This is a genomic window from Kosakonia oryzendophytica (genome assembly GCF_900094925.1).
Lineage (GTDB): Bacteria > Pseudomonadota > Gammaproteobacteria > Enterobacterales > Enterobacteriaceae > Kosakonia > Kosakonia oryzendophytica.
Map to the genome: position 1 here is coordinate 157,242 of NZ_FMAY01000008.1, position 23,516 is coordinate 180,757.

Annotated in this window: 21 protein-coding genes; 11 read left to right on the top strand and 10 right to left on the bottom strand. The window is 52.6% G+C overall.

The window, feature by feature from the left end; all coding sequences use genetic code 11:
• Positions 1 to 49 precede the first annotated feature (49 nt).
• The gene (locus GA0061071_RS15005; RefSeq protein WP_088237780.1) at positions 50 to 976 is read left to right on the top strand and encodes a LysR family transcriptional regulator; all 927 of its coding nucleotides are present in this window, start codon (positions 50 to 52) and stop codon (positions 974 to 976) included.
• Here GA0061071_RS15005 and GA0061071_RS15010 read toward each other — a convergent pair.
• Positions 973 to 1,665, bottom strand: coding sequence for an aspartate/glutamate racemase (locus GA0061071_RS15010; protein WP_061493308.1), 693 nt, complete (start codon positions 1,663 to 1,665; stop codon positions 973 to 975). The two genes, GA0061071_RS15005 and GA0061071_RS15010, sit on opposite strands and share 4 nt — an antisense overlap.
• Positions 1,666 to 1,813: 148 nt before the next feature.
• On the opposite strand from GA0061071_RS15010, the gene GA0061071_RS15015 reads away from it, so the two are divergent.
• The 7 genes from GA0061071_RS15015 to GA0061071_RS15045 all read left to right on the top strand — a co-directional run bounded on the left by GA0061071_RS15015 (position 1,814) and on the right by GA0061071_RS15045 (position 9,646).
• The gene (locus GA0061071_RS15015; RefSeq protein WP_061493307.1) at positions 1,814 to 2,140 is read left to right on the top strand and encodes a cupin domain-containing protein; all 327 of its coding nucleotides are present in this window, start codon (positions 1,814 to 1,816) and stop codon (positions 2,138 to 2,140) included.
• A 526-nt stretch (positions 2,141 to 2,666) separates the two neighbouring features.
• Positions 2,667 to 3,557: a carbohydrate ABC transporter permease gene (locus GA0061071_RS15020; RefSeq protein ID WP_061493306.1), complete on the top strand. Its 891-nt coding sequence runs from the start codon at positions 2,667 to 2,669 to the stop codon at positions 3,555 to 3,557.
• Complete coding sequence (locus GA0061071_RS15025) at positions 3,550 to 4,452, top strand: carbohydrate ABC transporter permease (protein ID WP_061493305.1); 903 nt, start codon at positions 3,550 to 3,552, stop codon at positions 4,450 to 4,452. The genes GA0061071_RS15020 and GA0061071_RS15025 overlap by 8 nt, the downstream gene beginning before the upstream one ends.
• Before the next feature lie 12 nt (positions 4,453 to 4,464).
• Entirely contained in the window at positions 4,465 to 5,592 is a 1,128-nt protein-coding gene (locus GA0061071_RS15030) for an ABC transporter ATP-binding protein (RefSeq protein WP_088237779.1), read from the top strand.
• 20 nt (positions 5,593 to 5,612) lie between these two features.
• Entirely contained in the window at positions 5,613 to 6,902 is a 1,290-nt protein-coding gene (locus GA0061071_RS15035) for an ABC transporter substrate-binding protein (RefSeq protein WP_088237778.1), read from the top strand.
• Positions 6,903 to 6,982: 80 nt separating this feature from the next.
• Positions 6,983 to 8,113 carry an oligogalacturonate lyase family protein gene (locus GA0061071_RS15040; protein WP_088237777.1) on the top strand — a complete coding sequence of 377 codons (1,131 nt, stop codon included), beginning with the start codon at positions 6,983 to 6,985 and terminating at the stop codon, positions 8,111 to 8,113.
• Positions 8,114 to 8,434: 321 nt separating this feature from the next.
• Positions 8,435 to 9,646: a colicin-like pore-forming protein gene (locus tag GA0061071_RS15045; protein WP_088237776.1), complete on the top strand. Its 1,212-nt coding sequence runs from the start codon at positions 8,435 to 8,437 to the stop codon at positions 9,644 to 9,646.
• A 20-nt stretch (positions 9,647 to 9,666) separates the two neighbouring features.
• On the opposite strand, the gene GA0061071_RS15050 is transcribed toward GA0061071_RS15045, so the two are convergent.
• The 4 genes from GA0061071_RS15050 to kduI all read right to left on the bottom strand — a co-directional run bounded on the left by GA0061071_RS15050 (position 9,667) and on the right by kduI (position 13,518).
• Positions 9,667 to 10,002 (bottom strand): colicin E1 family microcin immunity protein, encoded by a 336-nt coding sequence (locus tag GA0061071_RS15050; protein ID WP_088237775.1) that lies wholly within the window; start codon positions 10,000 to 10,002, stop codon positions 9,667 to 9,669.
• Positions 10,003 to 10,126: 124 nt separating this feature from the next.
• Positions 10,127 to 11,545: an arabinose-proton symporter AraE gene (gene araE / locus GA0061071_RS15055; protein WP_061493299.1), complete on the bottom strand. Its 1,419-nt coding sequence runs from the start codon at positions 11,543 to 11,545 to the stop codon at positions 10,127 to 10,129.
• Positions 11,546 to 11,859: 314 nt separating this feature from the next.
• Positions 11,860 to 12,621: a 2-dehydro-3-deoxy-D-gluconate 5-dehydrogenase KduD gene (gene kduD / locus GA0061071_RS15060; RefSeq protein ID WP_088237774.1), complete on the bottom strand. Its 762-nt coding sequence runs from the start codon at positions 12,619 to 12,621 to the stop codon at positions 11,860 to 11,862.
• A gap of 60 nt (positions 12,622 to 12,681) precedes the next feature.
• The gene (kduI, locus tag GA0061071_RS15065; RefSeq protein ID WP_088237850.1) at positions 12,682 to 13,518 is read right to left on the bottom strand and encodes a 5-dehydro-4-deoxy-D-glucuronate isomerase; all 837 of its coding nucleotides are present in this window, start codon (positions 13,516 to 13,518) and stop codon (positions 12,682 to 12,684) included.
• 484 nt (positions 13,519 to 14,002) lie between these two features.
• On the opposite strand from kduI, the gene GA0061071_RS15070 reads away from it, so the two are divergent.
• A complete protein-coding gene (locus tag GA0061071_RS15070) occupies positions 14,003 to 15,178 on the top strand; it encodes an oligogalacturonate lyase family protein (protein WP_088237773.1) in 1,176 nt (391 codons plus the stop codon).
• 308 nt (positions 15,179 to 15,486) lie between these two features.
• Here GA0061071_RS15070 and GA0061071_RS15075 read toward each other — a convergent pair whose 3' ends face one another.
• The 5 genes from GA0061071_RS15075 to GA0061071_RS15095 form a co-directional block, all read right to left on the bottom strand.
• On the bottom strand, positions 15,487 to 16,167 hold the full coding sequence (locus tag GA0061071_RS15075) for an oligogalacturonate-specific porin KdgM family protein (RefSeq protein ID WP_061493296.1): 681 nt from the start codon (positions 16,165 to 16,167) through the stop codon (positions 15,487 to 15,489).
• Between the two features lie 476 nt (positions 16,168 to 16,643).
• Positions 16,644 to 17,825 carry an acetyl-CoA C-acetyltransferase gene (locus GA0061071_RS15080; RefSeq protein ID WP_061493295.1) on the bottom strand — a complete coding sequence of 394 codons (1,182 nt, stop codon included), beginning with the start codon at positions 17,823 to 17,825 and terminating at the stop codon, positions 16,644 to 16,646.
• 185 nt (positions 17,826 to 18,010) lie between these two features.
• Positions 18,011 to 18,823, bottom strand: coding sequence for a MetQ/NlpA family ABC transporter substrate-binding protein (locus GA0061071_RS15085; protein WP_061499767.1), 813 nt, complete (start codon positions 18,821 to 18,823; stop codon positions 18,011 to 18,013).
• 18 nt (positions 18,824 to 18,841) lie between these two features.
• The gene (locus GA0061071_RS15090; protein WP_061493294.1) at positions 18,842 to 19,510 is read right to left on the bottom strand and encodes a methionine ABC transporter permease; all 669 of its coding nucleotides are present in this window, start codon (positions 19,508 to 19,510) and stop codon (positions 18,842 to 18,844) included.
• Positions 19,503 to 20,525, bottom strand: coding sequence for a methionine ABC transporter ATP-binding protein (locus tag GA0061071_RS15095; protein WP_088237772.1), 1,023 nt, complete (start codon positions 20,523 to 20,525; stop codon positions 19,503 to 19,505). The genes GA0061071_RS15090 and GA0061071_RS15095 overlap by 8 nt, the downstream gene beginning before the upstream one ends.
• Positions 20,526 to 20,919: 394 nt before the next feature.
• On the opposite strand from GA0061071_RS15095, the gene GA0061071_RS15100 reads away from it, so the two are divergent.
• The gene (locus tag GA0061071_RS15100; RefSeq protein WP_088237771.1) at positions 20,920 to 22,290 is read left to right on the top strand and encodes a pyridoxal-phosphate dependent enzyme; all 1,371 of its coding nucleotides are present in this window, start codon (positions 20,920 to 20,922) and stop codon (positions 22,288 to 22,290) included.
• Positions 22,291 to 22,309: 19 nt separating this feature from the next.
• Positions 22,310 to 23,452: a trans-sulfuration enzyme family protein gene (locus GA0061071_RS15105; protein WP_088237770.1), complete on the top strand. Its 1,143-nt coding sequence runs from the start codon at positions 22,310 to 22,312 to the stop codon at positions 23,450 to 23,452.
• Positions 23,453 to 23,516 lie beyond the last annotated feature (64 nt).

The following is a 23,516-nucleotide window of genomic DNA, read 5'->3' on the forward strand; positions in this document are numbered from 1 at the left end:
GAGTCTATGCAAAAATGATATGGAACACCTTTAACAACCGGATACCGCCATGCCCGCTGTTAACCTGCGCCATATCGAAATTTTTCATGCAGTGATGACCACCGGCAACCTCACCGAGGCCGCCGCACTGCTACATACCTCGCAACCGACGGTAAGCCGGGAGCTGGCGCGGTTTGAAAAAGTGCTGGGATTAACGCTGTTTGAGCGCACACGTGGACGCCTGCATCCCACAGTGCAGGGGCTGCGGCTATTTGAAGAGGTACAGCGTTCCTGGTACGGGCTGGACAGGATCATCAGCGCCGCCGAAAGCCTGCGCGAATTCCGCCAGGGCGAATTGTCGGTCGCCTGCTTGCCGGTCTTCTCACAATCCTTTTTACCGCTGCTGTTACAGCCCTTTCTCACCCGCTATCCGGACGTCAGCCTGAATATCGTGCCGCAGGAGTCGCCATTGCTGGAAGAGTGGTTGTCGGCACAACGCCACGATCTGGGGTTAACGGAAACACTGACCACACCTGCCGGTACGGAACGTACACCGCTGCTAACCTGCAATGAAGTATGCGTGATGCCGCAGGATCATCCGCTGGCGCGTAAAAGCGTGCTGACACCAGCGGATTTTCATGCCGAGAACTACATCAGTTTGTCGCGCACCGACAGTTACCGGCAACTGTTGGATACGCTGTTCAACGAACATCAGGTGAAGCGCCGCATGGTGCTGGAGACCCACAGCGCCGCATCGGTTTGCGCGATGGTGCGCGCCGGGGTCGGCATTTCGGTCGTGAACCCGTTAACAGCGCTGGATTACGCCGCCAGCGGCGTTGCCGTCCGTCGCTTCAGTATCGATGTTCCTTTTACGGTCAGCCTGATCCGCCCTCTGCACCGCCCCGCTTCCGCGCTGGTCAACGCCTTTACACAGCACTTGCAAGCCGCCATGCCGCAGGTAACCCAACCGCTGGCGGCGATGCTCGGGACCGTTTAAGAGAGCATAAACTCCACGGCGTCGGCGGCATGGAGCGCCGCGGTGTCAAAGACCCTGATCGGGCAGTGTGTCTCCGGCAGCAGCAGACCGATTTCGGTACAGCCAAAAATCACGCCTTCAGCCCCTTCCGCCGCCAACTGTTTGATCAAATTCAAAAAGTAGTAGCGCGACTCATCGGTGAAGGTGCCGAGGCACAGTTGATCGAAGATGATTTCATTGACGCGTACGCGATCTTCGGGACCCGGTACGCGGGTTTTGATGCCGAACTGTTTTTCCAGACGCCCGCGATAAAAATCCTGCTCCATGGTGTAGCGCGTACCGAGCAGCGCGACGTTACTCAGTCCGGCGTTTTCAATCGCCCGGCCAGTGGCATCGGCAATGTGCAGAAAGGGAATATGGCAGCGCTCCTCGATTTGCCCCGCCACTTTGTGCATGGTGTTGGTGCACAGCACAATCGCCTGTGCGCCCGCCTGCTCCAGCCCAGCCGCCGCCTGGGCAAGAATTTCCCCGGCTTTGTGCCATTGCGCCGTGGCCTGACAGGCTTCAATCTCATGAAAATCCACGCTGTGCAGAAGTATGCTCGCGGAGTGCAAACCACCCAGGCGGGCTTTGACACCCTCATTAATCAGGCGGTAGTAGGGAACGGTCGATTCCCAGCTCATTCCGCCCAGCAGTCCTATCGTTTTCATCGTTTGTCTCCGTGGGTTAGTGCACTCAGTCAATCAAAGTTGTGATCGACTTTCAACTTCTCTGGCCTCACATTTATTTTTGCCTGCCGCTGAGATAAATTATTTTGAAACATCGTTTCATCTTATTACTCAACCACAGGACAGCCAGATGTTTATCTTTCATAAAGACACTCAGCTTGACGATCTGGGCAATGGTGTTACCCGCCGCATTCTGGCCCATGACGGCAAAATGATGGCCGTCGAGGTCATGTTTGAACAAGGCGCCATTGGCCCGATGCATAACCATCCTCATGAACAACTCACTTATGTCTTATCCGGTGAATTCGAATTTACCATCGGTGATGAGAAACATATCGTCACGGCAGGCGATACTCTTTATAAGCAACCGCACATTATGCACGGCTGCGTGTGCCTGAAAGCCGGTACGCTGCTAGACACCTTCACGCCGGTGCGAGAAGACTTTTTGAAAGCGTGATCCCGAGCACGTTATTACGCTCCCTGTTAACGCCCTCTTCATTGCGGGCGTTTTCATTTTATTTCTTTGATGATTTTCTCTAAAAAACACTTCGCCGGGTAATCGTTTAAATATTGAATGATTTCATTCGGCGATATTTCCGCTGTTCTGACAGATCGCGTCAGCCTTTTTATTTCCGGCGAAACCTGTGTTTTTTCGGCAAAAACGTCATCCACCTCACCTTATTGAAACATCGTTTCGACTTTGATCACATTTCACGAATTAATCGAATGACGGCAAATCAAAACGCAATAAAATATTTTAAAACGATGTTTTACAAATCAAGAACGCAGGTTGAAAGGATTTTAAAACCCGGAAGATTGCTAATGATTTCGGGAAGTTAAAGACTCACATCACATTGATTACGCTAAATATTGTGATCAGGCGCACGCACAGAACCTGTTTTTACCCCCCAACGCCCAGGCGCCGGGGGAAAGAAGTTAATCTCCGAATCCGTATTACACCATTGTTCGCCAGGTAGGTATGTATGAATGAAAACAGACTACTGGGATTGGCCTGGATATCACCCTACGTTATTGGGTTGATCGTCTTTACGGCATTCCCGTTTATCTCATCGTTCTTTCTCAGTTTTACTGAGTATGACCTGATGAGCCCGCCAGTATTTAACGGCATCGAAAACTATCGCTACATGTTTACTGAAGATACCCTCTTCTGGAAATCAATGGGCGTAACGTTCGCGTACGTATTTTTAACCATCCCGCTGAAACTCGCTTTCGCGCTGGGTATTGCCTTTGTACTGAACTTTAAATTACGCGGTATCGGCTTTTTCCGTACTGCTTACTATATTCCCTCGATTCTCGGGAGCTCAGTGGCTATCGCCGTGCTGTGGCGCGCGCTGTTTGCCATTGATGGTCTGCTGAACAGCTTTATCGGCGTATTTGGCCTTGATCCGGTTAACTGGCTGGGCGAACCCTCGCTGGCGCTGATGTCGGTGACATTACTGCGCGTGTGGCAGTTTGGTTCGGCAATGGTTATTTTCCTGGCTGCGCTGCAAAACGTGCCGCAGTCACAATACGAAGCGGCAATGATCGACGGCGCCAGCAAATGGCAGATGTTTATGAAAGTCACCGTGCCGCTGATCACGCCGGTTATTTTCTTCAACTTCATAATGCAAACCACCCAGGCGTTCCAGGAATTCACCGGCCCGTATGTCATCACAGGCGGCGGCCCGACCTATTACACCTACCTGTTCTCGCTCTATATCTACGACACGGCCTTCAAGTATTTCGATATGGGTTACGGCGCGGCGCTGGCCTGGGTTCTGTTCCTGGTGGTAGCGGTCTTTGCCTCTATCGCCTTTAAATCGTCGAAATACTGGGTGTTCTACTCTGCTGATAAGGGAGGCAAAAATGGCTGATATCCAACACGTCACGCCGGGCATGCAGGAAGCAGAGCGCGAAGTGGCGCGTACCCTGCGCCGCGAGAAAGTGAGCGCGTGGATCCGCTATGTGATCCTGCTGTTTGTCGGCCTGCTGATGCTCTACCCGCTGGCGTGGATGTTTTCAGCGTCGTTCAAACCGAACCACGAGATCTTCACCACGCTGGGTTTGTGGCCGCAGCACGCCACCTGGGATGGCTTCATCAACGGCTGGAAAACCGGCACGGAATACACCTTCGGTCATTACATGCTGAATACCTTTAAGTATGTGATCCCGAAAGTGATCCTGACCATTATCTCCTCCACCATTGTGGCTTACGGCTTTGCCCGCTTTGAGATCCCGTGGAAGAACTTCTGGTTTGGTACGCTTATCGCCACCATGCTGCTGCCGAGCACCGTGCTGCTGATCCCGCAGTACCTGATGTTCCGTGAAATGGGCATGCTCAACAGCTATATGCCGCTGTATCTGCCAACGGCGTTCGCCACCCACGGGTTCTTCGTCTTTATGCTGATTCAGTTCCTGCGCGGTGTGCCGCGCGACATGGAAGAAGCCGCGCAAATCGACGGCTGTAATTCCTGGCAGGTGTTGTGGTACGTGGTGGTGCCGATCCTGAAACCGGCGATTATCTCGGTAGCGCTGTTCCAGTTTATGTGGTCGATGAACGACTTTATCGGTCCGCTGATTTATGTCTACAGCGTGGATAAGTACCCCATCGCACTGGCGCTGAAAATGTCCATTGACGTGACCGAAGGCGCACCGTGGAACGAAATTCTGGCAATGGCGAGTATCTCCATTCTGCCGTCCATCATTGTCTTCTTCCTGGCACAGCGCTACTTCGTACAGGGCGTGACCAGCAGCGGAATTAAAGGTTAAGAGGGAAGTATCATGGCTGAAGTTATTTTCAACAAACTGGAAAAAGTTTACTCCAACGGCTTCAAAGCGGTACATGGTATCGACCTGAAAATCGCCGACGGTGAATTTATGGTGATTGTCGGCCCGTCCGGCTGCGCCAAGTCCACGACTTTGCGTATGCTCGCCGGTCTGGAAACCATCAGCGGCGGCGAAGTGCGCATCGGTGAGAAGATCGTCAACAACCTCGCGCCAAAATCGCGCGGTATTGCGATGGTGTTCCAGAACTATGCGCTCTATCCGCATATGACCGTGCGCGAAAACCTCGCGTTTGGTCTCAAACTCAGCAAGATGCCGAAAGACGAAATCACCAAACAAGTGGATGAAGCGGCAAAAATCCTTGAACTGGAAGAGTTGATGGACAGGCTGCCGCGCCAGCTTTCTGGTGGTCAGGCGCAGCGCGTGGCGGTAGGCCGCGCGATTGTGAAAAAACCGGACGTGTTCCTGTTTGACGAACCGCTGTCGAACCTCGACGCCAAACTGCGCGCCTCCATGCGTATCCGTATTTCCGACCTGCACAAGCAGCTCAAAAAATCCGGTAAACCGGCCACCACCGTCTACGTGACCCACGATCAGACGGAAGCGATGACCATGGGCGACCGTATCTGCGTGATGAAACTCGGTCACATCATGCAGGTGGATACCCCGGACAATCTCTATCACTTCCCGAAAAACATGTTCGTGGCGGGCTTTATCGGCGCGCCAGAGATGAACATCAAACCGGCAAAAATTGTGAGAAAAGACGACCAGTTACATATCACGGTTGGTCACGACACGCTGGCACTGAATGCCCGCCAGCAGGAAAAAGTCGCCGATTATGAAGGCAAAGAGGTGTTCTTTGGCGTGCGTCCGGAGTTTGTCTCCGTCGCCGATCAGCCTTTTGCCGATGACTACGGCTCCGGCGACCTGGTGCGCGTAGAAAACATGGGACACGAGTTCTTTGTTTATCTGAAAGTCGGTGACTACGAGCTGACCGCCCGAATTCCGTCCGATGAAGCTAAGCCTCTGATTGAAAAGGGTCTTCACCGGAAGGTGTACTTTAAGTTTGATATGAATAAGTGTCATGTTTTTGACGCAAAAACGGAACAGAACATCTCTCTGTAAATGAAAACTGGAGTATAAAAATGAAAAAAGTGCTAACAGGCGCCGTTATCTCCGCAACTCTGGGCATGTGCGCTGTACCCGCTATGGCCGCTGATAATGTTGACCTGCGTATGTCCTGGTGGGGGGGCAACGGTCGTCATCAGGTCACATTGAAAGCGTTGGAAGAATTTCATCAACAGCATCCGAATATTACCGTTAAATCGGAGTACACCGGCTGGGACGGTCACCTTTCCCGTCTGACCACACAAATCGCGGGCGGCACTGAGCCGGACGTGATGCAGACAAACTGGAACTGGCTGCCGATCTTCTCAAAATCCGGTGACGGTTTTTACGACCTGAACCAGGTGAAAGACATTATCGATTTGAGCCAGTTCGACGCCAAAGAGCTGAAATCCACCACCGTGGACGGCAAGCTGAACGGTATTCCGATCTCCGTCACCGCGCGCGTATTCTACTTTAACGATGAACAGTGGAAAAAAGCGGGCGTCGCCTTCCCGAAAACCTGGGATGAGCTGTTAGCGGCGGGCAAAACGTTTGAAAGCAAACTAGGTAAGCAGTACTACCCGGTGGTGCTTGAGCACCAGGACACGCTGGCGCTGCTGAACTCGTACATGGTGCAGAAATACAATATTCCTGCCGTTGACGAGAAAGCGAAGAAATTCAGCTATACCAATGAGCAGTGGGTGGAATTCTTCCAGATGTATAAAAAACTGGTCGACAGCCACGTGATGCCGGACGCGAAGTACTATGCATCGTTCGGTAAGAGCAACATGTATGAAATGAAGCCGTGGATCGAAGGTGAATGGGCCGGTACCTACATGTGGAACTCCACCATCACCAAATACTCCGACAACCTGAAGCCGCCAGCCAAACTGGTGTTGGGTGAATACCCGATGCTGCCAGGCGCAACAGACGCAGGCCTGTTCTTCAAACCGGCGCAAATGCTGTCGATTGGTAAATCCACCAAACACCCGAAAGAAGCCGCACAGGTGATTAACTTCCTGCTGAACAGCAAAGAAGGCGTGGAAACCCTCGGTCTGGAACGTGGTGTACCGTTGAGCAAAGCCGCAGTCCAGACACTGACCGCCAATGGTGCAATCAAAGCGGAGGATCCGGCCGTTGCGGGTCTGCGTCTGGCGCAGTCGCTGCCTGCCAAACTCACTGTGTCGCCCTATTTTGACGATCCGCAGATTGTTGCCCAGTTCGGCACGGCGATTCAGTACATCGACTATGGTCAGAAAACAGTGGAAGAGACCGCCGCTGACTTCCAACGCCAGGCTGAGCGTATCCTGAAACGCGCCATGCGCTAAGGTTTTACCGTCATCCCCTACCCTGCCGGATCCGGCAGGGTATTTTTTTATCAATGGAGAGAGGATCAGGAGAGAAGATCATGGCAAAAGGCAAAATCATCCCGCTGACATACCGTCGCCAGAAGGATCCGCATACCGGGCACGAGGTTATCCGGATGACGCCTCCGCACATTATTTGTCACCGTAACTACTTCTACCAAAAATGCTTTACCTGCGATGGTGGGAAACTGATCTTTGGCGGCGCATTCGAAGGCCACTGGAACTATTACCTGCTGGATATCGCCCGCAGCGAGGCAACCCAGCTAACCGAAGGGGCCGGGGATAATACCTTCGGCGGTTATTTGTCTGCCGACGATCGCGCCCTGTGGTATGTAAAAAACACCCGAGAATTACGCCGCGTCGATCTGAGCACGCTGGAAGAGTATGTCGTTTATGAGGTGGATGATGACTGGGTAGCTTACGGCACCTGGGTCGCCAATTCCGACTGCACCAAGCTGGTGGGCATCGAGATTAAAAAAAGTGACTGGCAGCCGTTAACGGACTGGCAAAAATTCCGCGATTTCTATTTCACCCATCCGGAATGCAGGCTGATCTGCATTGATCTGCAAAGCGGTGAGCGCAGCACGTTGTTGCAAGAAAAACGCTGGCTGGGGCACCCCCTCTACCGCCCGTTTGACGATAAAACCGTGGCGTTTTGCCATGAAGGTCCGCGCGATGCGATTGATGCGCGCATGTGGTTGATCAACGAAGATGGTAGCAACCTGCGCAAGGTGCGCCAGCATGAGGCTGGTGAAAGTTTTACCCATGAATTTTGGGTACCGGATGGCTCCGCGCTCTACTACGTGGCACACCGGGAAAATGACGCCCGGCGCTATCTGTTCAGCGCCGATCCACAGACGCTGGAAAACCGCCAGCTCATGGCGATCCCTCCCTGTTCTCACTTGATGAGCAACAATGACGGCAGTCTGGTGGTCGGTGACGGCGCGCCCCATCACACCGGAGATATTCATCTTAACGACCCCTTTATTTGGGTGTTTGATGTGCAAAGCGGGGAACAAACGGCTATCTGCCAGCATAACAGTAGCTGGAAAGTACTGGACGGCGACCGCCAGGTCACCCACCCGCACCCGTCATTCTCCCCGGATAACCAGTGGGTACTCTATACCTCAGACGCCGACGGCATGCCTGCGCTCTATTTAGCCAAAGTTTGAGTGTTCCCCTCTGCCCTCTTCGCTGCGTTGAGGGCCTCTTTCTGATGCTTTTTCGTACGCTTTTCGCCCCCCATTTCATGCGTTTTTCCAGCCTTTTATGTTTACTCAAAAACAACACAACTCATTGTTATTATTATAATTTTTATTTAATCAGGGCTATTGACGGGGTGAATATCTCAGGCGTAGCATCGCCCTCGCTGTAGCAAAAAAACCTGTTTTTATATACAGCACTTTCGGTGTGACAGAACGTCTCTGGTCTTCAAAAAGATGCGCACCGGATTTCCGCAATCCAACTCAAAAATGACAAAAGAGGAAAACAGTATGCCTGGATTTAACTATGGTGGTGGTGTAGGTGATGGTACTAACTGGAGTTCTGAACGTGGTTCAGAGCCGTCTCCTGGCGGTGGTTCGAACGGACATGGCGGCGATCGTGATAACGGCGGTTCAGTGAACGCGACGCCGGCGCAAAAACAGTTGGCGGCGATCCAGAACGATCAGGCGCTCCGCCAAAAGCTGGCTAACCTGATTCTGGCCGCCCATACCATTAACCCGTTAACGAAATTGAAAATTGAGCAAGTGAAACCCAATGGCATGCTCAGCATTTCCGCCGAAGGGTTGACGGCCGATCAAGCGACGGACATTGGCCTGTCTGGTCTGGTAATGGGGCTTCGCGGTAATGGCGTAACCATTGCGATTGGCGATTTCAACTCCGGTCATCCGCTGCAAGGCAAGCAACCGAATAACGGGAAAGGCGGTCTCAACGCCGACACGATCGCCGCCTCATCGGTTGGCCAGTTTGTGACTGTGTTGCAGGGCGTATTGCCTTCCGGCTACTGGCTGAGTAATGGCAAAGTGATGACCAAAGTTCGCCGGGAGATCACCTCCGGTGGCGGCGGGAAAAACGGCAACGAGCATACCCGCATCGTGACCGTTGAACAGGAAGTGCCTGCGCTGACCCAGGCGTATAAGCAGGGTGAGGCGCAACGCGCGGACGTGAAAGATGCCGTGAAATTTACGGCTGATTTCTACAAAGAGGTGACGGCGAAATTCAGTGAACAATCGGCGAAAGTTGCCCAGGAACTGGCTGCAGCCGCCAAAGGCAAGAAGATCCGCAACGTTGAACAGGCGCTGGCCGCTTTCGATCGCTTTCAAACCGTACTGGATAAAAAATACAGCGTGGCCGATCGCGAGGCGATTGCAAAAGCACTGGAGTCCGTGAACCGTGCCAACATGGCCAGCAGCCTGGCGAAGTTCAGTAAAGGGTTTGGCTATGTGGGTAAAGCCATTGATGCGTATGATGCGATCCTGGTCGAACTGCCGAAGGCGATCCGCACCAAAAACTGGCGTCCGTTCTTTGTGAAAGTGGAAGCCATCGCGGCGGGTAACGCGGCAACGGCATTGACGGCTTTCGTGTTCAGCGCCATCACCGGCAGCGCCCTGGGCATCCTCGGGTTTGCATTGATGATGGCCATCGTCGGCGCACTGGTAGACGAGGCTTTTATCACCAAAGTGAATGCTCTGTTAGGCGTGTAATGACAAACCAAAGGCCGGTATTAACCGGCCTTTTTCATCAGCAACAGATAGAGCAAATACGCCAATCCAAGCGGCACGGCGAACAAAAAGCAAGCGCCATAATACAAGGCATAAAGCCCGTTTTTGCCCGGAGTCTCTTTAAAATAGCCTCGCTGCCAGAAGGCTCGCGTCGTAAACCTCAGCGCCAGGGTTTCAACCCCTTTTTTGGCTAACGGATAGAGCGGGCAACTAAAGAGCGATAACACAAAGAAGTATTGGGAGACGCGATCCTGCATATCCTGGCTCCATGCCCAGGCAAAACCGGACAGAAAAAACATCCCCCAGAAAATATTCTTGAAGTAGTATTTCGCGGTCATAACGCGCCCATTCCTTATGATTTATCAACCGTAACTGATTAATATCATCATAAAAAGCAGCGACGTTGCACGCGCTTTTCACCCGCATTGTGAACGTGACGCCCATAAGCGCCACGCGTTGTGGTTATACCCCAATATTACGCAGCTTCTCGCCCGCCATCAGTCGACGTTCAATATGCTCAAGCGTAACGTTTTTGGTTTCCGGAATCAGCCAGAAGGTAATGCCGACAAACACCAGGTTCAGCGCGGTATATAACCAGAAGGTGCCCGCCGCGCCAATCGCATCCAGAAGCGTCAGGAAGGTCGCGCCAATGATCATGTTCGACACCCAGTTGGTGGTGGTCGAACAGGTAATGCCGAAATCACGGCATTTCAGCGGCTGGATCTCTGAACAGAGGATCCATACCACCGGCGCAGCGCTCATTGCATACCCGGCGATGCAGATCATGGTCATCCCGACTGACAACCAGGACAACCCGCTCGATGCGGTGCCGTTATCAAACTGCATCAGGCAGTAGCCGAGGATCAGCGTACCCAGCGCCATCACGCTAAAACCGATTTTCAGCGCGGGTTTGCGCCCGGCTTTATCGACCGTGAATACCGCAATAAACGTGGCGAACATAAAGGTCAGTCCGACCACCAGCGTGGCAATCATCTGCTGCTCAGTGGTGGTGAATCCCGCCATTTTAAAAATACGCGGCGCGTAATACATGATGATATTCATCCCGGTGAATTGCTGCATTGCCTGCAACAACATGCCGAGGAATACCGCACGACGCACATTGCGGTTAGCTTTAAACAGGTGAAATCCCCCCTGTTTCAGCTTCAAGCTTTCGCGAATTTCATTCAGCTCTTCGCGGGCTTTTTCAGACGTGTCACGCAGCATGCGCAACACCTCTTCCGCTTCGATATGTCGTCCTTTTTGCGCCAGCCAGCGCGGGCTATTGGGCAGGAACACCACCAGAACAATCAGCAATACCGCTGGCAGCGCCAGCACGCCGAGCATTGCCCGCCAGTTGCCGCTGTAGCTGAACGCGGTATCAGAGAGGAATGCCAGCACAATGCCCAGCGTCACCATCAGTTGATACATGCTGATCATCTTGCCGCGCACATTTTCGCTGGCCATTTCCGACAGATAGAGTGGCGCGGTGTAGGAGGCAATCCCCACCGCCACGCCCAGCACCACGCGGGACACCAGCAACAGTTCCACGTTACCGGCGAAAGCCGATCCCAGCGATCCGGCTACAAACAATACAGCTCCCGCCATCAGGCTGTATTTACGGCCGAGACGAAAAGAGAGCCAGCCATTGAAGAGTGCGCCAAGCGCCGCGCCGAGCATCATGCTGCTGACGACCCACTCCTGCAATCGGCTGCTTAAGGTGAAATGATCGGTGATAAACGGCAACGCACCGGCAATCACGCCGATATCCAGGCCGAACAGCAGCCCGGCGACCGCCGCAGAGACAGAGACAAACAGGTTCATACGCCGGGTATCACGCAGCGCACGCGGTAAAACTACAGACTCATTACTGATAGATGTCATTTTTTTCCTGCCTGCACAGAAGAAGATGTCTTATGAAAGTAAGTCAGCAGCGTGAGTGAGCGTCAGTCTATAAAACGCGAAGATATGGATAAATTCGCTGTGGCATGATGTTTTGTGATGGAGTTTACAATTTTGAAAATATAGTTTAAGCCATAAACTATTTTTAACTCATTTATTTGTAATAATTTTTTAAACAAAGCCTGCTAATTAAGATAAAAGGATATGGATTTTTTAAGCAGCATCATATGGACAAATAATATGCAGAGATAAAAAAACCTGCCACAGGCAGGTTTTTATCGAATGCTGGCGAATACTTAACGCGCCAGCCAGCCGCCATCCACGGCAATGGTGTAACCGTTGATATAATCCGATGCCTGGGATGCGAGGAACACGACCGGCCCCATCAGGTCACTTGGCAGCCCCCAACGGCCAGCCGGAATGCGGTCAAGGATCTCCGCGCTACGTTGTTCGTCGGCGCGCAGTTGCTGGGTGTTGTTGGTAGCCATATAGCCCGGCGCAATGGCGTTGACGTTGATATTGTGCTTCGCCCACTCATTCGCCAGCAGACGGGTCACACCCATTACGCCGCTTTTCGACGCGGTGTAAGACGGAACACGGATGCCCCCCTGAAAGGAGAGCATGGAAGCGATGTTGATGATCTTGCCGCCGTGCCCCTGCGCGATAAAGTGTTTCGCCGCGGCCTGAGACATAAAGAACACGCTTTTAATGTTCAGGTTCATAACGTCATCCCAGTCTTTCTCGCTGAAGTTGATCGCGTCTTCGCGGCGGATCAAACCAGCGTTATTGACCAGAATATCGATTTTGCCGAATTCCGCTACCGCGCGCTCCAGCAGTGCCGGAATGCCATCAATCTGACGCAGATCGGCCGTCAGGCTGAGAAAACGACGACCCAGCGCAGTGACACGCTCAATGGTTTCCGTCGGTTCAACAATGTTGATACCAACGATGTCGCAGCCTGCTTCCGCCAAACCCAGCGCCATCCCCTGACCGAGACCGGTATCGCAACCGCTCACTACCGCAACCTTACCTTGAAGAGAAAATGCATCCAGAATCATGTTTGTTCCTTAATCTATCAGCGCCTGTACCGGACAGGCATGGTTTTATGCTGCCCGCGACTAGCGCAGATCTTTTACAGCGACGTGGTCCATGTCATCAAAGACCTGGTTCTCCCCCACCATCCCCCAGATGAAGGTGTACGCGCGCGTACCCACACCCGAATGGATTGACCAGCTTGGAGAAATTACCGCTTGTTCGTTATGCATCACGAGATGACGCGTTTCCTGCTGCTGGCCCATCATATGGAATACGCAGGCGTCCTCTTCCATATTGAAGTAGAAGTAGACCTCCATCCGGCGTTCGTGCGTATGGCACGGCATGGTGTTCCACAGGTTGCCCGGCTCCAGCTCAGTCAGCCCCATGCTCAACTGGCAGGTTTCGAGTACGTCCGGCACGAAGTACTTATTGATAGTGCGACGATTGCTGGTCAGCGGATCGCCCAGGGTGACCGGCGCGACATCGGCTGGCGTCACTTTTTTCGTCGGGAACGTCATGTGTGCAGGCGCGCAGTTGTAGTAGAACTTCGCCGGTTTTGCGCTATCGATGCTGGCGAAAACCACCTCTTTCGCCCCTTTACCCACATACAGCGCATCGCGGTGACCGATTTCAAAGCACTGTCCGTCAACCGTAATGGTGCCGGGTCCACCGATATTGATCACGCCCAGTTCGCGACGTTCAAGGAAATAGCTGACGCCGAGTTGTTTGCCCACTTCGCCGCCCACGGAGACGGTTTTCATCACCGGTTTGATACCGCCAACAATGATGCGATCGATGTGGCTATAGACCATGGTGTATTCGTCATCGACGAAGACTTTTTCGACTAAAAACTCATTGCGCAGGCCCTGGGTGTCCAGCGTTTTTGCGTGCGCACTGTGGATGCTTTGTCTGACTTCCACAATAACCTCCGAAGTAAATTTTGACCGAAACGTCACCAATCAGAAGAGAAACAATGTTCCGTTTCTTATATTAGTGCATCTTATCCCGGCTAAAACACGTTTTCAATTGTAAATAAAACAACGTTTCACTTTTTCTGTTAATTCTTTCAAGATCTGTAAGTCCGATCACGCATGTTCAGCGTTGACATCGCCGCCACGTTGCGTCGCATGCAAATTTGACGAAAAATTAATCTTAACAAACAATAAGTTAATAGCGTCTTTGAGTTTTGACAGTCGAAGGACAGTTTTTCAGTTAAAAATCAAAGTTGCGCCTTTCCCGTTGTCTTATTGCATTTTGCTTTGCTCTTTTCTTAGAAAGTGCGTCAGCAATCACACATATTGAAACGTTGTTTTGATAAATTATTACCCAGTTTTTAAACTTAAAAGCATCTGTGGTCACAGCAGGGCGCATGATTGCCCACCGGACCCTTTAAAGGAGCGAGATATGGCAAAAGGCATGCGGGTAAAACTGCAATACGCAGTCAGCCGCGATCCGGACACCGGCGCGGAAATCACCCGCTTAACCCCGCCGGAAGTGACCTGCCACCGGAACTACTTTTATCAGAAGTGTTTTTTTAACGATGGCAGTCATCTGTTGTTTGCCGGTGAATTTGACGGCAACTGGAACTACTACCTGCTTGATATCGCTAATGCAGAAGCCGTACAACTGACGGAAGGCGCTGGCGATAACACCTTTGGCGGCTTTCTCTCACCCGACGATAGCACGCTCTATTACGTGAAGAATGACCGTACGCTGCGCGAAGTGAATTTGCAGACGCTGGCCGAACGTGAGATCTACCGCGTACCGGATGAGTGGGTAGGTTACGGTACATGGGTTGCCAACAGCGACTGCACCAAACTGGTGGGTATTGAGATTGCCGCCAGCGACTGGACGCCGCTGAACAGCTGGCAATTGTTCCACGATTTCTTCCATAAAGGCCCGCACTGCCGTCTGTTACGCGTTGATCTGCAAAACGGTAAAAGCAGCGTCATCCATGAAGAGAAAAAGTGGCTTGGTCACCCGATTTACCGCCCGTTCGATGACAATACTGTGGCGTTTTGTCATGAAGGTCCTCATGACCTGGTGGACGCGCGGATGTGGCTGGTCAACGAAGATGGCAGCCATGTGCGTAAAGTGAAAGATCACGCGGAAGGCGAAAGCTGCACGCATGAATTCTGGGTGCCGAACGGCTCCGCGCTGGTGTATGTCTCGTACCTGAAAGGCAAACAAGGGCGCACGATTTACCGCTTTAATCCGGATAGTGGCGTAAACGAAGCCGTGATGCCGATGCCGGCCTGCTCTCACCTGATGAGTAACGTTGACGGTACGCTGCTGGTTGGCGACGGTTCCGGTACGCCGGTGGATGTGAAAGACACCAGCGGCTACACCATTGATAACGATCCCTATTTGTATGTGTTTGACGTGGCGCAAAAGGCCTATTTCCGCGTGGCCCGTCATGACACCTCATGGGCGACCGTGGCAAACAGCCGCCAGGTAACGCATCCGCATCCGTCGTTTACTCCGGATGACAGCGCCATTTTGTACAGCTCTGATAAAGACGGCAAACCGGCGCTCTATATCGCAAAACTTCCCGCGCAGCGCGTCATGCTACAGGCATAAAATTTTAGTCGTGTTTCTGTAACTGGCCTTGCCCTCCTCCTGGGGGGCTTTTTTTTACCCGTCGATGCCAGGATAAATTTTCGCGTTCCCAGACCTGCGTTTCCCTTCATCCGCCGATGCCCTATTGCCAACGCAAGCGCTGTTTAAAACGACAGAACTGGGTGGGTGCCCTGTGAACCCGGCAATATTCGAACCCCGATAAATCAACTATTGAACTGAGCGGCGACGCAACGGCGGTTCAAAAACAGAGCAAACAAAAATCCCCGGCCAACGGCTCCGGGGAATGTTTTTGAGGGTAATGCAGACAATCAGAAAGAATAGGCTACGCCGAGACGGAAACGGGTCTGGCGTTCGTCGGTGTTTTTCACGCCCACGTTGCCCAATTCAACATACGGAGACCAGTTCTGATCGAGTTTATAAGCCACTTTAGCGTTATATTCGTTTGAATAGGTTTTGTTGTTATCGCGGATAACGTCTTCAGTGCTCTTGGCATAAACGTAGTTCAGCTCAAAACGGAAATCGCCCAGCGCCCAACCCACCCAGGTATCGAATTTGTTGACTTTATTATCAACGGTATTGGAATCCGGGTTACGTGTGTATTCATAACGATAGCGGCCTGCAATATAAACGCCGTTATCAAAGCTGTATTGCACATGCAGATACGGTTTATAAATGGAGTTCGTATCTTTACTTTCGATATTAAAGCCCGGTGTCAGCGCAAAATTCTTGGTCGCAGCCCAGCGCCAGTTGATCGATTCTTCGTGACCATTCCCCACAATTTCAGTTAAGGGTTTATCGGCATCATCGCCGCCGGATTTCCATTTCGCTTCAACACCAAAACCCACACCGTTATCAAAACGGTGAGAGACCGCAACACGATCGGCGTTAGAACCGCTGTCGATGTATTCATGACGTAAGTCGACGGTAACAGCTTGTGATGCGAAGGAAGCGCCAAGGAGTGAAGCAAGAGCCAGAGTTTTCTTAAACATGAGTCACCTCAATAATTAAAATTATGTTCCATTTTTATGGAATTACATTTTATTTTTTCGGTAACTTTATTTTAGTGATCTCGATCGTAAATAATTACACGGAACTGAACTATCTATAACGACGTGATGAATATCAATTTATTTGCCGCTTTTCCGATAAAAAACAAGGGCAAGATCACACCAATTTTTTATTAACCGAGAAGTTACAATTGGAAATACAACTTAAAAACACAATTAAAAACAGCCATATACAAAATGAATTATATAATAATAAGCATGCTTACCTTGTACAATGACAATGGTAACGGTGGCAACAATACAATTGTGGTAAATTTAAAGTGTGTTTTCTAATTAGGGGAAATGATTATTAGAGGCAGCCGAAAAGGTTTTAATTTAATTGAAACACCGCCTGAGATCACCATCACAAATAATAAAGCCTTCCCGGAGGAAGGCTTTATTTGACTTAAAAGAGGAGATCAATCGCGTTCAATAGCCAGCGCCACGCCCTGACCACCGCCAATGCATAATGTCGCCAGCCCTTTGCGCGCGTTGCGCTTTTGCATCTCGTGCACCAGGGAAACCAGAATACGGCAACCGGATGCGCCAATCGGATGACCCAACGCGATCGCGCCACCGTTGACATTGACGCGTTTCTCGTCCCATTCGAGGACCTTCCCCACCGACAACGCTTGCGCCGCGTAGGCTTCGTTCGCTTCAATCAGGTCAACATCATTTAACTGCCAGCCTGCACGATCCAGACAACGTCGCATCGCATAGACGGGCGCGATCCCCATCAACGCCGGATCAACGCCAACGCTGGCAAATGCCCGAATACGCGCCAGCACCGGCAGATTCATCGCCTGCGCTTTGTTCTCGCTCATCATCAATACTGCCGCCGCGCCATCATTCAATGGCGAAGCGTTACCGGCGGTGACCGAGCCACTCACGCCAAAAGCCGGAGACAATCTTGCCAACGCTTCGGCACTGGGATCGGTACGCGGCTGTTCATCAGTATCAACAATCACCGCCCGACCATCTGCGGCAATCGCGTTCACCGGTACAATCTCAGCACGAAAGCGACCTGAATCAATGGCCGCGCGCGCTTTATGCTGGGAACGGAGTGCCCATTCATCCTGATGTTCGCGGCTGATGCCATACTCGCGCGCCAGATTTTCCGCCGTCATTCCCATATGGTAATCGTTGAACGCATCCCACAGCCCGTCGTGCACCAGACTATCAATCAGTTGGCTATTGCCCAGCGGCGCACCGGTTCGGCTGTCGGTGAGCACATGCGGCGCACGACTCATATTTTCCTGGCCGCCTGCAATCACCACATCTGCCTCGCCACACTGAATAGCCTGCGAGGCCAGATGCAGGGCTTTTAGCCCTGAACCGCAAACATCGTTAATGGTGATGGCGGAAACGGTATTCGGTAACCCACCTTTAATAGCCGACTGGCGCGCAGGATTTTGCCCGGCTCCGGCAGTTAACACCTGGCCCAGGATCACTTCATCAATATCCTGTGGCTGCACACCGCTGCGTTCCACCAACGCCTGCACTACCAGACTACCGAGCTCAACGGCGGAGTGGCGCGACAAGGCCCCCTGAAAACAGCCGATTGGCGTGCGGACAGCCCCCACGATCACGACATCTTTCATCTCTACCTCCGCCCTGGAATGAACCTGGCAATAGTAGTGCATTGTTAATGAGTGTTAACAAGGTTGTTTAAAATTGGTGATATTAATCACAAGGAAATAATGGACCAGAAACGGTGGAAATAAAGAAGGAGGAGGAGAAAACGGCGCTACAGGCGCGCGGCCAGAACAGCCGCGCGCCAGAAGGATCAATTATTAACCGGGATCACCGCACCTTTATATTTGGTGCGGATCCACTCCTGAATCTCTTTGGAGTGCAGCACGTTCACCAGCGCAACGATATCTTTCTTCTTCTCATCACCACGATGAACGGTAATGATGTTCGCGTACGGGTTGTTTTCACCGCTCTCTACCGCAATCGGATCGTGTACCGGATCCAGGCCAGCATCGATCGCGTAGTTGGCGTTGATCACTACCGCGTCGCCTTCATCGTTGTTGTACATCTGCGGCAGCAGCGCCGCTTCAACGTTCGGCAGGAATTTCAGTTTTTTCGGGTTATCCACGATGTCGTCAATACGGGCAGTAACTTTATCCACACCCGGTTTCAGCTTGATCACGCCCGCTTTTTCAAAGATGGACAGAATACGCCCCTCTTCGGAGACCGCATCACGCATGATGATCTTGCCGCCTTGCGGCAGATCTTTCAGCGACTTGTATTTTTTAGAGTAAATACCAATCGGCTCAATATGAATCGCGCCCGCACTCACAAAATCATAGGTCTTGTCGCCTGCATGGTCTTTGATCACGCTGTTCAGGTACGGGATGTGCTGGAAGTAGTTGGCATCCAGTTCACGGCTGGCCAGCGCAGTGTTCGGCAGGATGTAATCCTGGAACGGTTTAATTTCCAGATCGATGCCCTGTTTCGCCAGAATCGGTTTCGCCTGCTCCAGAATTTCAGCATGCGGCACATTAGATGCGCCAACGATCAGCGTGTCCGCCCAGGAAGAGAAGCTCAGAACGCTCAGGGTGGCTGCGGCAATCAGTGTCAGTGTTTTTTTCATGATGGTGGTTTCCAATAATTATCGTTTATCTAACAGAGAAGTCATCACGTCGCCGCAGAACTGGATGATGAAGACGATGATCAGGATAGTCACCGTCGCCACCAGCGTGACGTCGTTGTGGTTTCGCTGGAATCCTTCCAGATAAGCAAGGTTGCCCAACCCGCCTGCGCCGATAACTCCGGCCATGGCGCTGTAGCTCACCAGCGCTATCAGCGTCACGGTAATACCGGACACCAGCGCAGGTGATGATTCAGGTAATAACACCCGAAAGATCAGTGTGCTCAGACGCGCGCCCATTGAACGCGTCGCCTCAATCACCCCTTTATCCACTTCGCGTAGCGCAATCTCGACCAGACGCGCATAAAACGGCGCAGCACCGACAATCAATGCGGGCAGTGCCGCATTAGCGCCGAGAATGGTGCCAACCAGCGCCTTGGTAAACGGGATCAATAACACAATCAAAATGATAAACGGGATCGAGCGGAAGACGTTCACCAGAATCGAGATGATGCTGTACAACGCACGGTTCTGAAACAGACCGCCACGCGCAGTCAGAAACAGCGCCAAACCAAGCACAATCCCCAGCACAAACGTCGCCGCGCCTGACAGTGCCGTCATATATAACGTCTCTTGCGTGGCGGCCCAGAGTTGCTCCCATTTCAGATGGGGGAAAAATGACTCAGCCATGCGTTACCACCTCGCTTTCAATCTCGCTGTTGCGTAAGTCGGCGAGGATATTGTTCAGTTGTTCCGGGGTCGCCACCACGTGCACCCATAATTGTCCAAACACACCGTGCGCTGTTTGCGACATTTTGCCGTGCAGAATATTGAACGGCAGGCCATAGCGCAGGGTCAGTTCTCCCACAATCGGCTGGTGCGTATTGTGGCCAGTAAAGGTCAACTTAATGACGGCACCGCCCAGGTCGCTGCTCAGTTCCGGATTAAACGCCTCGTCTTCTTTATACTGGCTGACCTGACGTACAAACTGCTGGGTGATCGGTTTTTGCGGGTGAGTAAAAACACTTAACACATCGCCCTCTTCCACCACCTGACCATTCTCCATCACCGCCACGCGGTCGCAGATTTTGCGTACCACATGCATTTCATGGGTGATCAATACAATGGTCAGTTTGAAGCGACGATTAATATCCAGCAGCAGATCGAGAATCTGGTCGGTCGTCTGCGGATCCAGCGCCGACGTTGCTTCATCACACAACAGCACATCCGGATTGTTCGCCAGTGCACGAGCAATACCGACGCGCTGTTTCTGCCCACCGCTCAATTGCGACGGATAGGCGTTTTCGCGACCTTTCAGCCCCACCAGCTCAATCAGTTCCGCTACACGTGCGGTGATTTTCGCTTTCGGCGCACCGGCAATCTGCATAGAAAAGGCGATGTTTTCGCTGACCGTGCGCGACCACAATAAATTGAAGTGCTGGAACACCATGCTGATCTTCAGACGCGCCTGGCGCAGCGCTTCGCCCCGCGCGGTGGCGATATCCTGCCCATTGATCACGACGCTGCCGGAGGTGGGCTTTTCCAGCCCGTTCAGTAAACGGATCAGCGTACTTTTCCCGGCGCCGCTGTAGCCGATAATCCCGTAAATTTGCCCCTGCTCAACGGTCAGATTGACGCTGTCGACAGCAGTAATCGATGCCTTTCCCTGGTCGAAAATCTTAGAAATATTCCTGAGAACGATCATGCGTTGGTGTTTCCGTCTGGCAGTTTAGCGGTATGGATGTCCAGACGATAATAATCACCCGTAGTGATATTTCAAATAACCAAATGGACATTATTTATAACTAAAAGCGCTAAACGGCAGAAAAAGCGGGATTTTTCGAAAAGGATTTATTTCGCATTACATTGCCAAAAAACGCATAACTCCAGCGAACAGAACGGAAAAAGTGCATGAAATCAGCGCTAAAACACCTTTTTTGGCTATCAACACATCCGGACGACTATACGGCTCTCCGTCCCGACGGCCAAACAGAGCTTTATATTTCCGTTTGTTCTAAACGACAAATAAAGATTCTTTAAAAGAGAAAAATGGCAGACCTATCATCCGCCCATCACGATTTTCTACGGATGAACACACAATGTCTGTCTTCCATTCAGTAACCGAATTGATCGGCCAAACACCGCTGCTGCAACTGCATAAACTCGACAGTGGCCCATGCGAATTATTTCTCAAACTCGAAAACCAAAACCCAGGCGGATCGATCAAAGATCGGGTCGCTCTGTCGATGATCAATGAAGCCGAACGGTTAGGTCTGCTCTCGCCTGGCGGCACCATTATTGAAGCCACTGCGGGAAATACGGGGCTCGGGCTGGCGTTGATTGCGGCGCAAAAAGGGTACTCGCTGGTGCTGGTCGTGCCGGACAAAATGAGCCGTGAGAAGATTTTTCATCTGCGCGCATTGGGTGCAAATGTGGTGCTCACCCGCTCTGACGTCAACAAAGGGCACCCGGCCTATTATCAGGACTATGCCCAACGTCTGGCGCTCGAAACACCGGGCGCATTTTATATTGATCAGTTTAATAACCCGGCCAATCCCCAGGCGCACACTACCACCACCGCGCCGGAGATTTACCACCAGCTTGACGGCAATATCGACGCCATCGTCGTGGGCGTGGGTTCCGGCGGCACGTTGGGTGGGTTACAAGCCTGGTTTGCCGAACACTCGCCGCACACCAAATTTGTGCTGGCGGATCCGGCAGGTTCCATTCTGGCCGACCATGTCGAAAGCGGTCATTACGGTGAACCCGGCTCATGGTTGGTTGAAGGGATTGGCGAAGATTTTATTCCGCCGCTGGCGCATATCGATGGCGTGAAACAGGCATTTCGCGTCACCGACCGCGAGGCCTTCGCCACCGCACGGGATCTCCTGCAACAGGAGGGCATTCTGGCAGGATCGTCTACCGGCACGCTGCTGAACGCGGCACTGCGTTACTGCCGGGCGCAAACCACGCCAAAGCGCGTGGTCACGTTCGCCTGTGACAGCGGCAATAAATACCTGTCGAAAATGTTCAATGACGACTGGATGCGCCAGCAAGGTCTGCTCACCCGCCCATCGAGCGGTGACCTGACCGATTTTATCGCGCTGCGTCACGATGAAGGCGCGACGGTCACCGCCGCACCGCAAGACAGCCTTGCCGCAGTACTGGCACGCATGCGTTTGTATGACATTTCGCAGTTACCGGTGCTGGAAAAAGGTCACGTGGTCGGGATTGTTGATGAGTGGGATTTGATAAGCCACGTGCGTGGCGACAGTGCGCGTTTTTCCCTGCCGGTGAAAGAAGCGATGACCCGCAACGTTGAAATTCTTGATAAGCATGCTCCGGAGAGCGCGCTGTACGCCATTTTCGATCGCGGCCTGGTGGCGGTGATCGCTGACAACGGCCATTTTGTCGGCCTTGTCACCCGCAGCGACGTCCTCACCACCTGGCGCAACCGCCTTGAACAATAAAGAACAAAAGGAAAAGAGAGTGAAAACACTGGCAACGCAGAGTGTCCATAGCGGCACATTCAACGACCAACACGGCGCAGTCATGCCGCCAATTTACGCCACGTCAACCTTCGCCCAACCCGCGCCAGGTCAGCACACCGGGTATGAATATTCGCGCAGCGGCAACCCGACGCGCCATGCGCTGGAAACCGCTATTGCTGAACTGGAAGGCGGCACGCGCGGCTATGCCTTTGCATCTGGCCTCGCCAGTATTTCAACCGTGCTTGAACTGCTGGATAAAGAGAGTCACCTGGTGGCTGTCGATGATGTCTACGGCGGCACCTACCGCCTGATTGAAAATGTTCGCCGCCGGAGCGCCGGGTTACGGGTCAGTTGGGTAAAGCCCGACGATCTCGCCGGGCTGGAAGCCGCCATCCGACCGGACACGCGCATGATTTGGGTGGAAACGCCCACGAATCCGCTGCTAAAACTGGCGGATCTGGCGGCCATTGCCACTATCGCCAAACGGCATAATGTGCTGAGCGTGGCGGATAACACGTTTGCGTCCCCGGTGATCCACCGCCCACTGGAGTTGGGGTTCGATATTGTGGTGCACTCCGCCACGAAATACCTGAACGGACACTCCGATGTGGTGGCCGGGCTGGCGGTGGTGGGTGACAACCCGGCGCTTGCCGAGAAACTGGGCTATTTGCAAAACGCCATCGGCGGCGTACTCGATCCCTTCAGTAGCTTCCTGACGCTGCGTGGGATCCGAACCCTGGCGCTGCGCGTGGAACGACACAGCAGCAACGCGTTAGCGCTCGCACGCTGGCTGGAGCAACAGCCGCAGGTGGAAAAAGTGTGGTTCCCGTGGCTGGAGTCACACCCGCAGTACGCGCTTGCGCGTCAGCAGATGGCGCTACCGGGCGGCATGATATCGGTGGTGATCAAAGGCGATGATGCGCGGGCGACGACCATCATCAACAAATTGACGTTATTTACCCTGGCGGAAAGCCTTGGCGGTGTGGAAAGCCTGGTAAGTCAGCCTTTTAGCATGACCCATGCCTCCATTCCGCTGGAACAACGGCTGGCCAACGGTATTACGCCGCAACTGATCCGTCTGTCGGTAGGCATTGAAGACGAAAACGATCTGATTGCAGACTGGCGGCAGGCATTGCTGTAAACCGGAGAGCCCCACCGCGTCAGCACATCGGCGCAGGCGCGGTGGGGCGTTGCCACCACGGACG

What these genes read in the sequence shown, in the direction of transcription:
- GA0061071_RS15085 (WP_061499767.1), bottom strand. Translation starts at nt 18,823, where the DNA reads ATGAAAAAAACACTGACACTGATTGCCGCAGCCACCCTGAGCGTTCTG.
- GA0061071_RS15095 (WP_088237772.1), bottom strand. Translation starts at nt 20,525, where the DNA reads ATGATCGTTCTCAGGAATATTTCTAAGATTTTCGACCAGGGAAAGGCA.
- GA0061071_RS15090 (WP_061493294.1), bottom strand. Translation starts at nt 19,510, where the DNA reads ATGGCTGAGTCATTTTTCCCCCATCTGAAATGGGAGCAACTCTGGGCC.
- GA0061071_RS15080 (WP_061493295.1), bottom strand. Translation starts at nt 17,825, where the DNA reads ATGAAAGATGTCGTGATCGTGGGGGCTGTCCGCACGCCAATCGGCTGT.
- kduD (WP_088237774.1), bottom strand. Translation starts at nt 12,621, where the DNA reads ATGATTCTGGATGCATTTTCTCTTCAAGGTAAGGTTGCGGTAGTGAGC.
- GA0061071_RS15010 (WP_061493308.1), bottom strand. Translation starts at nt 1,665, where the DNA reads ATGAAAACGATAGGACTGCTGGGCGGAATGAGCTGGGAATCGACCGTT.
- GA0061071_RS15075 (WP_061493296.1), bottom strand. Translation starts at nt 16,167, where the DNA reads ATGTTTAAGAAAACTCTGGCTCTTGCTTCACTCCTTGGCGCTTCCTTC.
- GA0061071_RS15050 (WP_088237775.1), bottom strand. Translation starts at nt 10,002, where the DNA reads ATGACCGCGAAATACTACTTCAAGAATATTTTCTGGGGGATGTTTTTT.
- GA0061071_RS15040 (WP_088237777.1), top strand. Translation starts at nt 6,983, where the DNA reads ATGGCAAAAGGCAAAATCATCCCGCTGACATACCGTCGCCAGAAGGAT.
- araE (WP_061493299.1), bottom strand. Translation starts at nt 11,545, where the DNA reads ATGACATCTATCAGTAATGAGTCTGTAGTTTTACCGCGTGCGCTGCGT.
- GA0061071_RS15045 (WP_088237776.1), top strand. Translation starts at nt 8,435, where the DNA reads ATGCCTGGATTTAACTATGGTGGTGGTGTAGGTGATGGTACTAACTGG.
- GA0061071_RS15015 (WP_061493307.1), top strand. Translation starts at nt 1,814, where the DNA reads ATGTTTATCTTTCATAAAGACACTCAGCTTGACGATCTGGGCAATGGT.
- GA0061071_RS15020 (WP_061493306.1), top strand. Translation starts at nt 2,667, where the DNA reads ATGAATGAAAACAGACTACTGGGATTGGCCTGGATATCACCCTACGTT.
- GA0061071_RS15070 (WP_088237773.1), top strand. Translation starts at nt 14,003, where the DNA reads ATGGCAAAAGGCATGCGGGTAAAACTGCAATACGCAGTCAGCCGCGAT.
- GA0061071_RS15005 (WP_088237780.1), top strand. Translation starts at nt 50, where the DNA reads ATGCCCGCTGTTAACCTGCGCCATATCGAAATTTTTCATGCAGTGATG.
- GA0061071_RS15100 (WP_088237771.1), top strand. Translation starts at nt 20,920, where the DNA reads ATGTCTGTCTTCCATTCAGTAACCGAATTGATCGGCCAAACACCGCTG.
- GA0061071_RS15030 (WP_088237779.1), top strand. Translation starts at nt 4,465, where the DNA reads ATGGCTGAAGTTATTTTCAACAAACTGGAAAAAGTTTACTCCAACGGC.
- GA0061071_RS15035 (WP_088237778.1), top strand. Translation starts at nt 5,613, where the DNA reads ATGAAAAAAGTGCTAACAGGCGCCGTTATCTCCGCAACTCTGGGCATG.
- GA0061071_RS15025 (WP_061493305.1), top strand. Translation starts at nt 3,550, where the DNA reads ATGGCTGATATCCAACACGTCACGCCGGGCATGCAGGAAGCAGAGCGC.